Annotated in this window: 9 protein-coding genes and 1 pseudogene; 3 read left to right on the top strand and 7 right to left on the bottom strand. The window is 68.1% G+C overall.

Annotated features, from left to right (window positions below; all coding sequences use genetic code 11):
* The first annotated feature begins 8 nt into the window (after window positions 1-8).
* Window positions 9-2,435, top strand: a complete 2,427-nt coding sequence (locus tag G9373_RS20475) for an ATP-dependent Clp protease ATP-binding subunit (protein WP_043792739.1) — start codon at window positions 9-11, stop codon at window positions 2,433-2,435.
* Between the two features lie 263 nt (window positions 2,436-2,698).
* Here G9373_RS20475 and G9373_RS20470 read toward each other — a convergent pair.
* Window positions 2,699-3,167: pseudogene (locus G9373_RS20470) on the bottom strand (DIP1984 family protein).
* A gap of 323 nt (window positions 3,168-3,490) precedes the next feature.
* Here G9373_RS20470 and G9373_RS20465 point away from each other — a divergent pair.
* Window positions 3,491-4,276: an IclR family transcriptional regulator gene (locus tag G9373_RS20465; RefSeq protein WP_005571793.1), complete on the top strand. Its 786-nt coding sequence runs from the start codon at window positions 3,491-3,493 to the stop codon at window positions 4,274-4,276.
* On the opposite strand, the gene G9373_RS20460 is transcribed toward G9373_RS20465, so the two are convergent.
* From G9373_RS20460 to G9373_RS20440, 5 genes are read right to left on the bottom strand one after another with little or no spacing between them, the layout of a single operon-like run.
* Window positions 4,242-5,234 carry a glycerate kinase gene (locus G9373_RS20460; RefSeq protein ID WP_133986125.1) on the bottom strand — a complete coding sequence of 331 codons (993 nt, stop codon included), beginning with the start codon at window positions 5,232-5,234 and terminating at the stop codon, window positions 4,242-4,244. The genes G9373_RS20465 and G9373_RS20460 overlap by 35 nt on opposite strands.
* A complete protein-coding gene (locus tag G9373_RS20455; RefSeq protein WP_005255198.1) occupies window positions 5,231-6,226 on the bottom strand; it encodes a D-glycerate dehydrogenase in 996 nt (331 codons plus the stop codon). The genes G9373_RS20460 and G9373_RS20455 overlap by 4 nt, the downstream gene beginning before the upstream one ends.
* Window positions 6,223-7,161 (bottom strand): hydroxymethylglutaryl-CoA lyase, encoded by a 939-nt coding sequence (locus tag G9373_RS20450; RefSeq protein ID WP_005255200.1) that lies wholly within the window; start codon window positions 7,159-7,161, stop codon window positions 6,223-6,225. The genes G9373_RS20455 and G9373_RS20450 overlap by 4 nt, the downstream gene beginning before the upstream one ends.
* Window positions 7,158-8,411 carry a CaiB/BaiF CoA-transferase family protein gene (locus tag G9373_RS20445; RefSeq protein ID WP_005255202.1) on the bottom strand — a complete coding sequence of 418 codons (1,254 nt, stop codon included), beginning with the start codon at window positions 8,409-8,411 and terminating at the stop codon, window positions 7,158-7,160. The genes G9373_RS20450 and G9373_RS20445 overlap by 4 nt, the downstream gene beginning before the upstream one ends.
* 25 nt (window positions 8,412-8,436) lie before the next feature.
* Window positions 8,437-9,876: an SLC13 family permease gene (locus tag G9373_RS20440; RefSeq protein WP_005571798.1), complete on the bottom strand. Its 1,440-nt coding sequence runs from the start codon at window positions 9,874-9,876 to the stop codon at window positions 8,437-8,439.
* Between the two features lie 122 nt (window positions 9,877-9,998).
* Between G9373_RS20440 and G9373_RS20435 the strand changes: the two genes are divergently transcribed.
* Window positions 9,999-11,006, top strand: a complete 1,008-nt coding sequence (locus tag G9373_RS20435) for an AraC family transcriptional regulator (RefSeq protein ID WP_005571800.1) — start codon at window positions 9,999-10,001, stop codon at window positions 11,004-11,006.
* Between the two features lie 43 nt (window positions 11,007-11,049).
* Here G9373_RS20435 and metE read toward each other — a convergent pair whose 3' ends face one another.
* Entirely contained in the window at window positions 11,050-13,311 is a 2,262-nt protein-coding gene (metE, locus tag G9373_RS20430) for a 5-methyltetrahydropteroyltriglutamate--homocysteine S-methyltransferase (protein ID WP_054247089.1), read from the bottom strand.
* Window positions 13,312-13,379 lie beyond the last annotated feature (68 nt).

The raw sequence follows: 13,379 nt of genomic DNA, 5'->3' as shown, positions 1-13,379 counted from the left end.
GCTGAGGAATGCCAGCATTCTTCGGGCCGGAGGGCCCAGGTCGCATCGATATCAGTCGGCTCATGAGTCGCTCCACCCAGGAGCTCATGGCTGCTGCTGCCCGTTTCGCCGCAGGTCGTGGCGATGCGGAACTCGATGCACTCCACGTTCTGCGCGTCATGACAGAACACGAACCCGTCACTTCTCTGATGCGCCGCGCAGGCGCCGACACGTCGGCCGTAGCCGATGCCGTCGAACTGCGTCTGCCTCAGAGCCGTGACACGTCAGGCTTTGCAACACCCGCACTGAGCGGCGCGCTGAAGACGGCGCTGCTCGAGGCGCACCAACTCGCGCGCGCCCTCGGGTCCACCTACATCGATCCCGAGCACCTCTTCCTGGCGCTCGCCGCGGATCAGGACCACGCCGCCGGACGCCTGCTCGCGTCCGAGGGAATCACCCCGGAGCGCCTGCAGACCGCCGTGCAGGGTGGATCGGTGGAGGAGGAGTCCTCGAACTCGGGGACCCCCACACTCGACAAGTACGGCTTCGACCTCACCGAACGCGCACGCGGCGGCGGAGTCGACCCGGTGATCGGGCGCGCCGACGAGATCGAGCAGACAATCGAAATCCTGTCGCGCCGCACCAAGAACAACCCCGTGCTGGTCGGTGAGGCCGGCGTCGGCAAGACGGCGGTCGTCGAGGGCCTGGCCCAGCGCATCGTCGACGGCGACGTCCCCGACCGCCTGACGGGCAAGCGCATCGTCCAGCTCGACCTGTCGAGCATGGTGTCGGGCACCCGGTACCGCGGCGACTTCGAGGAACGCCTCAACAAGGTGATCGACGAGATCTCGGCCCACTCGGACGAGCTGATCGTCTTCATCGACGAGGTCCACTCCATCGCCGGTGCCGGTGGCGGCGCCGACGGCGCGATGGATGCGGGCAACATCCTCAAGCCGAAGCTCGCCCGCGGTGAGCTGCACATCGTCGGTGCGACGACGCTCGACGAGTACCGCAAGCACATCGAGAAGGACCCGGCGCTCGAACGCCGTTTCCAGCCGGTGACGGTGGCGGAGCCGAGTGTCGACGATGCGGTGGCGATCCTGTCCGGTCTGCGTGACCGGTACGAGGAGCATCACGGCGTCCGCTACACGGACGAGGCGATCACGGCGGCCGTCGAGCTGTCGGCCCGCTACATCGGTGACCGCTTCCTGCCGGACAAGGCGATCGACCTGATCGATCAGGCCGGAGCCCGGTTGCGGCTGCGGATGCCGAGCGTCGATGTCGAGGCTCTGCGGGCGAAGCTCGCGGAACTCGAGCAGGCCAAGGAACAGGCCGTCGCCGACGAGCAGTACGAGAAGGCTTCGCGACTGCGAGACGAGACGATGGAGGTCCAGGCCCGGATCGAGGGGAAGGCGGTCGGCACGAACGACGTGACGCCCGAGGTGACTGCCGAGCAGATCGCCGAGGTCGTGTCGCGGGCCACCGGAATCCCGGCCAGCCAGATGACCGAGGAGGAGAAGGAACGCCTCCGCCGGCTCGAGGACGAACTGCATCGTCGTGTCATCGGCCAGGACGACGCCGTGCGGGCCATCGCCCGGGCGGTGCGCCGCAGCCGCACCGGCATGAACGATCCGGATCGTCCCGTGGGTAGCTTCCTGTTCCTCGGACCGACCGGTGTCGGCAAGACCGAACTGGCGAAGGCGCTGGCCGCCACGCTGTTCGGTGACGAGAACAAGATGCTTCGACTCGACATGAGCGAGTTCGGTGAACGTCACACGGTCAGCCGGCTCGTCGGTGCCCCTCCCGGCTACGTCGGATACGGGGAGGCGGGACAGCTCACCGAGCAGGTCCGCCGGAACCCGTACTCGGTGATCCTGCTCGACGAGATCGAGAAGGCACACCCCGACGTGTTCAACACGCTGCTGCAGGTGCTCGACGACGGTCGGCTCACGGACGGTCAGGGCCGGACGGTGGATTTCAAGAACACCGTTCTGATCATGACCAGCAACCTGGGATCCGACATCATCTCCAGCAAGTCGGGTGCGCTGGGCTTCAGCACCGGTGACGCCGAGGCTTCGGAGAAGCCGCTGCGGGATCGGGTGATGGGCCGGCTGCGCGAGTCGATGCGTCCGGAGTTCCTGAACCGGATCGACGAGATCGTGATCTTCCGCAAGCTCGACACCGAGCAGCTGCACCGGATCACCGACCTGCTGCTGGACGACAGCCGGAAGCGGCTGCAGTCCAAGGGCATCGAGATCTCGTTCAGCGAGGACGCGGTTGACTGGATTGCCGAGCACGGACACCAGCCCGAGTTCGGGGCGCGACCGTTGCGCCGGTCGATCCAACGGGCTGTCGACGACCGGATCGCCGATCTGCTGCTCGACGACGTCCTCGTCGAGGGTGGCAGCATCGCGGTCGGAGTGTCCGACGACGAGTTGGACCTCGTAGTCGGCTGATCCCCGACGTGAGTGGCAGAGTGTGCTTCGGCACGCTCTGCCACTCACGTGTGTGGGTAGCCCCTTGCCCGCCCTCGCCGTCTCGGATCAGCACCCGGTGATGAGCTGTGCGTCGTGCACTGTCACCTGTGCGGTGTGCAGGGCTGCAGTGTGATCCGGGTGTGTGCCCGGAGCGTTTGCCCTCCACGCCGGAGAAGAGCCGAATTACCGTCGACTCGCGGTGTGTGCTCGCTTCCGAGGCGGTTACCTACTACCCAGCCTGTTCAGTCGAGCAACTCGACTTCCCAATTCTCCTTCTGCACTTGCAGATCGATTTCCCGGATCTGCCGGGCGAGATCGTCTGCCGTCCGCCGGAGATCCCGGACGGGCAATGCCGCGACGAAGACGAGTTCGGAGCGGAGTTGCCTACCGTATCGATCCTGCTCACGACCGGAGGCGGCATCCGCGGCGGCGGACACCACCCGGTGCCGGATGCGCAGCATGTCCCGGCGGGCCAGTGCGTCCGTGATGCTCGCGTCGCCCAGTGGCGCAGCGGTATTCGTTCGATTGATTTCTTCGGACGAGGACCTCCAGGCGGTCCAGGACCTTCTCGAGTTCGACGAGGAGCGCCGCGGCGTCCTCCGCCGGCGACTCGCCCTCCTGATGACGCGCATTCGTGAGGATGCGCGACTTGAGGTGCTCCACCCGACGCGTCAGATCGCCACGTTCGGCCAGTGCCTCAGCCAACTTCACGGTTACCTCCTTTCTCGAAGTCGTTGTAGGGCATCACAAATAGGGGACCACGAAGTGCCCGTCCGGGGGTAGAGGGGTCGCGGCACCGCCGGGATGCCGAGCGAGGCGCGTCGAACGCGCGGGTGAATTCCCCGAACCGTTGTGCCGGAGAGATGTCTCGGTGGGCGCTCATGCGCCTTTCGTCGAGTCGAATTCGAGCATCTTCAATAGGTACCACATCCCCGCCCGTGTGGCGACAGTAAATTCGCCCCAGGTGAGTGCCGAAGTGTGTTCCGCCGTTCGTTGGCACTCACGTGCTGGTGAGGGCGACTATCGTCGAGGGCATGCGAGCGGAAGACGGCGAATTGACCTCCAAGCACCAACCGTTGCTGGTGCTGAGCAAGATCACGGAGATCCTCGATGCGTTCAGCCTGTCGCGGCCGTCGATGACGCTGGGCGAGATCCATCAGGCGACGGGTCTGCCGACGTCGACGGTCCAACGGCTGGTCAGCAACCTGGTGGCGCAGGAATTCCTCGACCGGACCGGCGACCAGATCCGGATCGGCGTGAAGATGGCGTTCTGGGCCGCGACGGCCACCAAGGGACTCGACGTGCTGACTGTCGTGACGCCGGTGCTGAAGGAGATCCGCGACGCCACCGGCGAGACCGCCAGCTTCTTCCGGGTCGAGCAGGGCTACCGCGTGTGTGTGGCCATCGCGGAGACCGAGCACGCGCTGCGCCGGAACATGTACGTCGGGAAGATCGTCCCCCTGCCCGCGGGTTCGGCGGGCCGGGTGTTGCTCGCCTGGAACCCGGACCTCACCGAACAGGTCCTCGCCGGCCCGATCGAGCCGATGACCGAGGGCACCGTCACCGACACCGCGGTGCTGCGCGAACTGATCCACCAGGCCAAGGCCGACGGGTACGCCATCACCGCGGGGGAGCGGGAGGACAGCGCCTCGGGATTGGCTGCGCCCGTGTTCGATTCGTCCGCCGACGTGATCGGTGCCTTGGCGATCAGCGGGCCGACACTGCGCATGCCACGCGAGCAGTGCGAGAAATGGGTGGATCTGCTCGTCGGCAGCGCCGAGCAGGTCACCCGGACGCTGGGTGGCCGCTACCCGTCATGAGCTGCGCCGCGATCGCGCGGCCGGCTTCGTGCATGGCCACGGCGTCCGTGGCGACGAGGACGCCGGCGAACCGGGACCGGTAGTCGCCGAGATCGTCGCCGACGGAGCCGACGACGGCGTACACCGGGGTGGTGCCCGCGCGGGCGAGGATCACGGAGATGATCTTGCCCGCCTTCGTCTGCCCGTCGAGCCTGCCCTCGCCGACGACGATCGCCGACGCGTCCGCGGCCAGGGTGTCGAAGCCGGTCACGTCGAGGATGTACTCGGCGCCCGAGCGTAGTTCGGCGCCGTACCGCGCCCACATCCCGCCGGAGAACCCGCCTGCCGCACCGGTCCCGTCGACACTCGACGGGTCGCGGGGCAGAGCCCGCGCCTTCGCCTCGAGTTGCCGCGTGAGGACCTGCACGGCGCCCGCGTCGGCGCCCTTCTGCGGTCCGAACACTCGGGCGGCGTCGACGTACCGGGTGGTGACGTCGGTCAGCACGGTGACGGCGGCGCCCCGGAGTCCGCCGCCCGCCTCGATGGCGGCGATGGCCCCGGTGCCGCCGTCCGTGGTGGCGGACCCGCCGGCCGCGACGACGATGTGCCGGGCACCGCGCCGGGCGGCATCGGCGACGAGCATCCCGGTGCCGTAGGTGGTGGCGGTGATCGGGTCGCGGGGGCCGTCGTGTGGCGTGGTGATCCCGGAGGCTGCGGCGATCTCGATGACCGCGGTCCCGTCGTCGGACAGTCCGTACGTCGGCCGGCACGGGCTGCCCCAGGGGTTGCGGGCGCGGGTGGTGACCGGACGCAGTCCGAGGGGGACGGTGAGAACGTCGAGGGTGCCCTCGCCGCCGTCGGCGACCGGCAGCCTGATCGGGGCACCGCCGGACGACTCGACCCCGCCGGCGACGGCGTCGGCGACCTCGCCTGCGGTGTAGGTGCCCTTGAAACTGTCGGGGGCGATCAGAACCGTCATGAGTTCCACGCTTCCGGGTTGACCGGATGCGGGGGAATCCGGTTCTGCGCCATGGCCACAGCGTTCTCGGCGCACAGCCTCGCCATCTCGGCGCGCACCGACACCGTGGCACTGCCGAGGTGGGGGAGCAGCACCGTGTTCGACTGTTCCGCGAGTCCCGGGGCGAGCGCGGGTTCGTCCTCGTAGACGTCCAGCCCGGCCCCGGCGATCTCCCCGGACTTCAGGGCGGCGACGAGGGCGGTTTCGTCGACGACGGGACCGCGGGCCGTGTTGATCAGGATCGCGGACGGTTTCATCGCCGTCAGCACGCCCGCATCGACCAGGTGGCGGGTCTGCGCGTTGAGGGGGACGTGCAGCGACAGGTAGTCGCTGGTGGCGACGAGGGAGTTCCAGTCGGTGTGGGTGACGAGTCCGGCGAACTCCCCGAGCTCCTCGTCCGTCACCGGCCGGTCGCCGGGAGGCCGGGGGCAGAACTGCACCTGCATGCCGAAGGCCAGTGCCCGTTTCGCGGTCGCCCGCGCGATCCGCCCGAACCCGGCGAGACCGAGCGTGCGTCCCGAAACATCCTGGCCGAGGAGCAGGTTCGGTTCCCATCCGGTGAACCGCCCGGCGCGAACGAACGTGTCGGCCTCCACGGCGCGGCGGGCAGTGGCCATGATCAGCAGCATCGCGACGTCGGCGGTGGCGTCGGTGAGCACACCGGGTGTGTTGCCGACGAGTATCGAGTTCGCGGTGGCCGCACCGATGTCGACGTTGTTGAACCCGACCGCGTAGTTGGAGATCCCGCGGATCTTCGCGACGGCCAGGAGGTCGGCGTCGAACGTGTCGCGAAGCTGGGACACCACCACGTCGTAGTCGCCGGACACGCAGACCTCCCGCAGCCGGGCAGCGTCCGGAAGCTCGTCGGGGACATCGACGCTGCCCGCAGCGCGCAGCAGCGTGAGAGCGGGTTCGGGGATCGGAGTGGTGACGTAGAACCGGGCGCCGCTCATCGGCCGCCGCCGATGACCCACTCGAACGCGGTGGCATTGGAGCGTGCGCCCTGCGCGGCCTTGGACCGGTTGGCTTCGCCGAGTTCGGCGAGCGTCTTCTCGGACAGTTCCACGAGCGATCCGAATGTGGTGGGGTTCAGCCAGTCCGGGCGGGTGGCGAACAGCAGGTCCTCGCTGGCGGTGTTGCCGCTGGCGCCGGGTGCGAACGGGCAGCCGCCGAGTCCGCCGAGGGCGCCGTCGACGGTCATGGCGCCGGCCGCGACCGCGGCGAGACTGTTCGCGACCCCCAGCCCCCAGGTGTCGTGGCCGTGGAAGACGATGCCCCGCTGCGGGGTTTCGAGCCGTACCCGGGAGACGAGCGAGTACACCTCGGCGGGAACGGCCTGGCCGAGGGTGTCGCAGACGACGACGTCGACGGCGCCGTGGGCGCGCGGATCGTTGGCGATGTCGATCACCCGCTGCTCCGGCACCCGGCCCTCGAACGGGCAGGTGAACGACGTCGCGATGCACAGTTGGATGCTGCCGCCGACCTCCTGCGCGAGTTCGATTGCGGCGGGCATCGCGGCGAGGCTGTCCTCGGTGGAGCGACCGATGTTCGCCTGGTTGTGGGAATCGGAGGCGGAGAAGCAGTACTGGAAATGGCGTGCGCCTGCGGCGGCGGCCTTCTCCACGTGCCGGGGCGTCGCCACCCACACCCAGCAGTGGTCCAGTTCCTCCGCGGTCAGCTCCGAGATCACCTCGACGGTGTTCGCCATCGGCGGGACGAGGTCGGGACGGGCCATCGACCCGATCTCGAGCGCGGGCACGCCGAGTTCGAGGAGCCGCCGGGCGATCTCGAGCTTCCGGGCGGTGGACAGCATCTTGCCCGTCAACTGCAATCCGTCGCGCAGGGTGACGTCGCGGAGCAGGGCGCGTGATTCGAAGGACTGCGTCATGAGAGGCCACCTACTGTGTCGTTGACGATGGAGTCGATCTGTTCCGGGGTCTTGCCGAGCACTGTTTCGAGGACCTCGCGGGTGTGCTCGCCGAGGTCCGGTCCGACACTGCGGATGGGCAGTGACTTGCCGCCGATCACCGGGACGATGCCGGGGAATCCGACCTGCTTCGGCTCGGCCTCACCGGTGTCGACGGTGAACTGCTGAATCATGTTGCGGGCCGCGTACTGCTCGTCGCTGCAGATGTCGGCGGCGGTGTTGATCGGACCCGACGGCACCCCCGCCGCATCGAGGACCTTCAGCGCCTCCTCGCGCGAGTGCTGGATCGTCCACTCACCGATCGCCGCGTCCAGTTCGTCGCGGCGCGCCCACCGTCCGGCGTTGGTGGACAGATCCGGGTCGGCGCCGAGGTCGGGGCGGCCGATGGTGTCCATGTAGCGCTGGAAGATGGCGTCACTGTTGCCGGCGATGATGATGCTGTCGCCGTCGCTGCAGATGTACGCGTTCGACGGGGCTATACCCTCCATCCGGCCGCCGACGCGTTCGCGTTTGATGCCGTACGCGAGGTAGTCGGGAATCAGCGATTCCATCATCGACAGGATCGATTCGTTGAGTGCGACGTCGATGATCCGATGCGGCAGGGACGGACCCTGGGTTCCGGCGACCTTCGCGGCCTCACGCTGGAACAGGGCCATCACCGCCCCGAACGCCGCGTAGAGGCCGGCGATCGAGTCACCGATCGACACCCCCACCCGCACCGGTGGCCGGTCCGGGTCGCCGACGAGTTCACGGAATCCGCCCGCGGCCTCCGCGACCGCGGCGAACCCCGGGCGCTGCGACATCGGCCCGGTCTGCCCGAACGCCGAGATGCGGGTGATCACCAGGTCCGGATTGGCCGCGTTCAACGCGTCCGGTCCGATGCCCCACTTCTCCAGGGTGCCGGGCCGGAAGTTCTCCAGCAGGATGTCGCACTTGGCGGCGAGGTCCAGGACGAGCTGCCTGCCTTCCTCGGTGCGCAGGTCCAGCACGATCGACTTCTTGTTGCGGTTGATCGTGCGGTACAGCATCGAGGTGTCGCCGGAGTAGAGCCGCCAGTTGCGCAGTTCGTCGCCGGTCTTCGGGCGCTCCACCTTGATGACCTCGGCCCCGAAGTCGGCAAGCATCCGGCCCGCGGTCGGAGCGGCGATGTAGTTGCCCAGCTCGAGTACCCGAACCCCGTCGAGGGGCCGAATGGTGTTGTCGGAGAACATGGTGATCCTTAACTGATAGTGACGCTCAGAGAACGAGGCTCATGGGCAGGACGAGCAGTATTGCGACGACCGATGCCACCGATACTCCCACCGAACACGTCTTCAGCGTGCCTCGTGTGGTCTGACCCATCAAGGACTGCAGCAGCCAGAACGTGTTGCTGGTGACATGCACCGCGAACAGGGAGCCGGCGCCGGCGGCGAGGGCGATGAGGACGGGGTCGAGGCCGAGGGTCGGTGCGATGGGGGCGAGGACGCCCGCGGCGGTGATCGCGGAGATGGTCACCGAGCCGACGGCGACGTGCAGGACGGCGGCGATCACCCACACCATCAGCAGCGGAGCGGCGTGATTGGCGGTGAAGTACTTGCCGAGGATGTCGCCGAGACCGGCCGCGGCGATGGTCGCGGCGAGGGACCCACCGACGCCGGTGAGGATGAGGATCTGGCCGCTCTCGCTGAAACCGCTGGCGATCGCCTTCTGGACGCGGTGCTGGCCGATGCTGAGCCGTCCGACGAAGCTGGTGCCGATCAGTCCGATCAGCAGCGCGATGAGCGGCTCGGACACGAACGACACGACCGGATTGCTGATCTCGGCGATGTCCAGGATCGCGCCGGTCGCGATGAGCAGGAGGGAGACGAGCAGCGGAGCGAGGAGCAGGATCAGGGGGCGGTCGTGCGCCGCGCGCTCGGCCGTGACCTCGGTGACGGTCGCGGTGCGTTGCGCCTGGGCGACGCGTCCGCCGGCATCGGGCCGAGGGGTGGTCCCGCCGCTGCCGCCGTCGGTCCACTGGTCCTCTTCGTCGTCGACGACCGTCTGATGGAAGTGCTCCTCGTCCTTCTCCGGGTTCCACCAACCGCGGGTGAACAGGAACGACATGATCGCGACGGAGATCGCCACGGTCGGGATCACCAGGATCAAGCCGAAGATCAGCATCTTGCCGAGCGGCACACCGAGAAGTCCGGCGAGGGCGAGGGCGCCGACACCGGGAACCATCAGCACGATGCCGCACTCCAGGCCGATGGCGAGGGCGGTGGCCATGCGTGCGGTCCCGACCCGGCCGACCTTCGGTGCGAGGTTGCGGGCGAGCGGGGCGGAGATGACGAGCAGGACGTCGAGGAAGATGGACTGCAGCAACGTCGCGATCGTCAGCGACATCGCATAGGGCATTCGTTTCGGCCCGAACACCCGCAGAAGTGTTCCGACCAGGCGCTGGATCGCGCCCATTTCTTTCAACATGGCGCCCACCAGGACGCCGAAGGCGATCAGAAGTCCCACTTCGGCCATGATGTCGCCGAAACCGGTGCTGATGACTTCCACCGTTTCGGCCGTGCCGAGTCCCGTCGTGAGTCCGAGGTAGGCGGATCCGACGACCAGTGACACCACTGGGTTGAACTTGAAACGCACGATCATCAGAACGACCGCCGCGACGGCGACCGTGGTGTTGATCAGGATTGCTACGTCTGACATGTGCGCGTCCTTATCGAGGAGGCGGGGTAGTGACTGGCGTCACAGGTACACCCATATTATGAGCACATACTCACGATATAAGCAATGGGCCTTCGGCCTCGTGCGGGTGGAATACTCGACGCATGGTCGTGCTGGATCCGTTTGCGGTGGGACGGCCGACGGCCGCCGAGCGCAGAGCGTCGGAGGACTGGAGCGAGATCCAACTCTGGTCCGACCGCGTGTACATGCCCTACGTCGTGCGTCCGCTCGGTGTCGGGCTGTCACCCCGGTCGAGCATGTACTCCACGAAGATCGGCGACATCACCGTCACCCGGTTCTCCTACGGAATCCCCGTCTCGGTCGGCGACTTCTCGTCCGACGCAGGAAACGCGCTCGTTCTCACGACCATCCGGGGCAACGCCCGGCACCACCTCGACCACGACGCCACCGCGGACACACCGGCAGGTGACACGTTCGTCGCCGATTGCAGTCGCGTCGACTACCTCGTCGAGTTCTCGCCCGACCACGTCCAGCTCAATCTCACCGTTCCCCATGCGTTGCTCACGGACACGGCTGTGCGCTGGTGGGGATTCGACCCCGGAGATCTTCTATGGCAACGCAAATGCGCCATCGGGGGCGGCGGATCCGGCTGGCAGGCGCTGCTCGCTTACGCGATGCGGACGACGGGAGAGCTACCGGGGCACGCCACCGAGGGGCGCATCGGACTCAACCTGCAGGAGTTGCTGGTCGGGCACCTGCTCACCGAATGGGCGGCTCGCGCCGGAGTGGACCCGGACAGGTCCACCGGCCCGGCGGCGCCCGGCTATGTGCGGCACGCCGTCCAATACATCCGGGAGTACGCCCGCGAACTGCCGACCGCTTCCGACATCGCCGACGCGGTGGGTGTCAGCGTCCGCACCCTGTCCGGGTCGTTCCGGAAATACCTGAACACCACCCCGGCCGAGTACGTGCGTGAGCAGCGCCTCCAGGGCATCCGGGAGGAACTGCTCACCGCATCGCCGGGCGAGACCGTCGCCTCGATCGCCGGCGCGTGGGGATACGTCAACCTCGGCCTCTTCGCGGCCGCCTACCGTCGCCGGTTCGGTGAGAATCCGTCGCAGAGCAGGGCCTTCGGCCCCGTGAGTGGTTGACGAGTCCAGAGACTCCTCAACCACTCACGGGCGGCGGAGCCGCCTACAGCTCCGCGCGGACCAGCTTCGCCGCGTCGACGAGGTTGCGCAGCGACGCCTCGACCTCGGCGGGACCACGGGTCTTCAGACCGCAGTCGGGGTTGACCCACAGCCGTTCCACCGGCACCGCCTTCAGCGCCTCCCGCAGCGACGCCGCGATCTCCTCGACACCGGGCACCCGCGGCGAGTGGATGTCGTACACGCCCGGGCCGACGCCGAGATCGAAGCCGACGGCGTTGAGGTCGTCGAGGACCTCCATGTGCGAGCGCGCGGCCTCGATGGAGGTGACGTCGGCGTCGAGCCTCGCGATGGCCTCGATGACCTCACCGAACTCCGAATAGCAGAGGTGGGTGTGGATCTGCGTCGAGTCCGAGACCCCGGACGTCGCGAGACGGAACGCCCCGACCGACCAGTCGAGGTACGCCGGCTGATCCGCGGCCCGCAGGGGCAGCAGTTCGCGCAGCGCGGGCTCGTCCACCTGGACGATCCGGATGCCCGCGCCCTGCAGGTCCACCGTTTCGTCGCGGATGGCCAGCGCCACCTGGTTGGCCGAGTCGGCCAACGGCTGGTCGTCGCGCACGAACGACCACGCCAGGATCGTCACCGGACCGGTGAGCATGCCCTTCACCGGACGCTGCGTGAGTGACTGCGCGTACGTGATCCATTCGACGGTCATCGGGTTGCTGCGTCGCACGTCGCCGTACAGGATCGGCGGGCGGACGCAGCGGCTGCCGTACGACTGCACCCAGCCGTTGTCCGTCGCGAAGAACCCGTCCAACTGTTCGGCGAAGTACTGCACCATGTCGTTGCGTTCCGGTTCGCCGTGCACCAGCACGTCGAGGTCCAGCTTCTCCTGCAGCGCAACCACATCGGCGACCTCGGCGCGCATCCGGTTCAGGTACTCGGACTCGTCGATCTCACCCTTGCGCCGCGCCGCGCGCGCGACCCGGATCTGCGTCGTCTGCGGGTAGGAGCCGATGGTGGTGGTCGGCAGCACCGGAAGCGACAGCGCCGACTGGGCTTCCCGACGTTCCGCGGCGGGACTGCGCCCCGGATCGGACGCGGTGAGCGCGTCCAGCCGGGCACGGACCGTGGCGTCGTGCAGACGCCTGTCGGTGCTGCGGGTGGACGCCGCCGCGCGGGCGAGCGCGAACTCGTCCTCGACGGATTCACGACCGCTGGTCAGTGCGGTGCCGAGGGTGACGACCTCGCGGACCTTCTCGGTACCGAACGCCAGCCACGACCGCAGCGCCTTGTCGAGTCCGGTCTCCGCGTCGAGCGTGTACGGGACGTGCAGCAGCGAGCACGACGTCGAGACGGCGAGCGAACCGGTGCTGCCCAGCAGGGTGCCGAGCGACGCCAGTGCCGCGTCCAGGTCGGTGCGCCAGATGTTGCGTCCGTCGACGACGCCGGCGACGACGTGCTTGCGGGTCAGATCGGGAACGGTGGCGAGAGTGTCGGATCCGGCGACCAGGTCGATCGCAATTCCCTCGACACCGGTCGAGGCGATGGCGGGGAGTGCGTCACCGAGACTGCCGAAGTACGACGCGAGGAGGATCGCCGGTCGCGACTCCAGCGCGGACAACCGGTCGTAGGCCCGCTTGGCCGCCGCGATCTCCTCCGGTGTGCGGTCGGCGACGAGCGCGGGTTCGTCGATCTGCACCCAGTCGGCGCCCGCGTCGGCGAGCCGACCGAGCAGGTCCGCATACAGCGGGACGAGTTCGTCGAGGCGGTCGAGGAGGGGTGCGTCCGAGCCGACAGCCTTCGACAGCAGCAGGAACGTGACCGGACCCACCACCACCGGGCGGGCCGGAATGTCCAGGGCACGTGCCTCTTCGAGTTCGCGGAGCACCTTCGACGGGTCGAGGGCGAACGTCGTCGTCGGGGAGATCTCCGGCACCAGGTAGTGGTAGTTGGTGTCGAACCATTTGGTCATCTCGAGCGGGGCGACGGTGTCGTTGCCGCGGGCGGCGGCGAAGTAGCGGTCGAGGTCGCTCTCGATGCCGGCGACACGGTCGGGCAGTGCGCCGAGCATCGCCGCGGTGTCCAGCACATGGTCGTAGTACGAGAACGTGTTGACGGGCACGGAGTCGAGGCCGGCGTCGCGCAGGCTCGTCCAGGTCTGACGGCGCAGATCCCGGGCGAGCGCGTCGAGCGCTTCGGCGTCGAGGCGGCCTGCCCAGTACGACTCGACGGCCTTCTTCAGTTCGCGATTCGGACCGATGCGAGGTGAGCCCAGCACGGTCGCGGTGAAAGAAAATGTCACGGTATCTCCAGTTGCGTACGCGGTACGGCTACCGCCGGCAAACGGGTACACCTCTCGAGCCCAGGGAC

Origin of the sequence: Rhodococcus sp. A14, from assembly GCF_011603105.1 — a bacterium.
GTDB classification, from domain to species: Bacteria; Actinomycetota; Actinomycetes; order Mycobacteriales; family Mycobacteriaceae; genus Rhodococcus_F; species Rhodococcus_F opacus.
This window is presented reverse-complemented; position numbering and strand designations above follow the sequence as displayed.

Bases quoted from the DNA above. Each gene is read 5' to 3' on its own strand.
- G9373_RS20435 (WP_005571800.1), top strand. From the start codon at position 9,999: ATGGTCGTGCTGGATCCGTTTGCGGTGGGACGGCCGACGGCCGCCGAG.
- G9373_RS20440 (WP_005571798.1), bottom strand. From the start codon at position 9,876: ATGTCAGACGTAGCAATCCTGATCAACACCACGGTCGCCGTCGCGGCG.
- G9373_RS20465 (WP_005571793.1), top strand. From the start codon at position 3,491: ATGCGAGCGGAAGACGGCGAATTGACCTCCAAGCACCAACCGTTGCTG.
- G9373_RS20460 (WP_133986125.1), bottom strand. From the start codon at position 5,234: ATGACGGTTCTGATCGCCCCCGACAGTTTCAAGGGCACCTACACCGCA.
- G9373_RS20475 (WP_043792739.1), top strand. From the start codon at position 9: ATGCCAGCATTCTTCGGGCCGGAGGGCCCAGGTCGCATCGATATCAGT.
- G9373_RS20445 (WP_005255202.1), bottom strand. From the start codon at position 8,411: ATGTTCTCCGACAACACCATTCGGCCCCTCGACGGGGTTCGGGTACTC.
- G9373_RS20455 (WP_005255198.1), bottom strand. From the start codon at position 6,226: ATGAGCGGCGCCCGGTTCTACGTCACCACTCCGATCCCCGAACCCGCT.
- G9373_RS20450 (WP_005255200.1), bottom strand. From the start codon at position 7,161: ATGACGCAGTCCTTCGAATCACGCGCCCTGCTCCGCGACGTCACCCTG.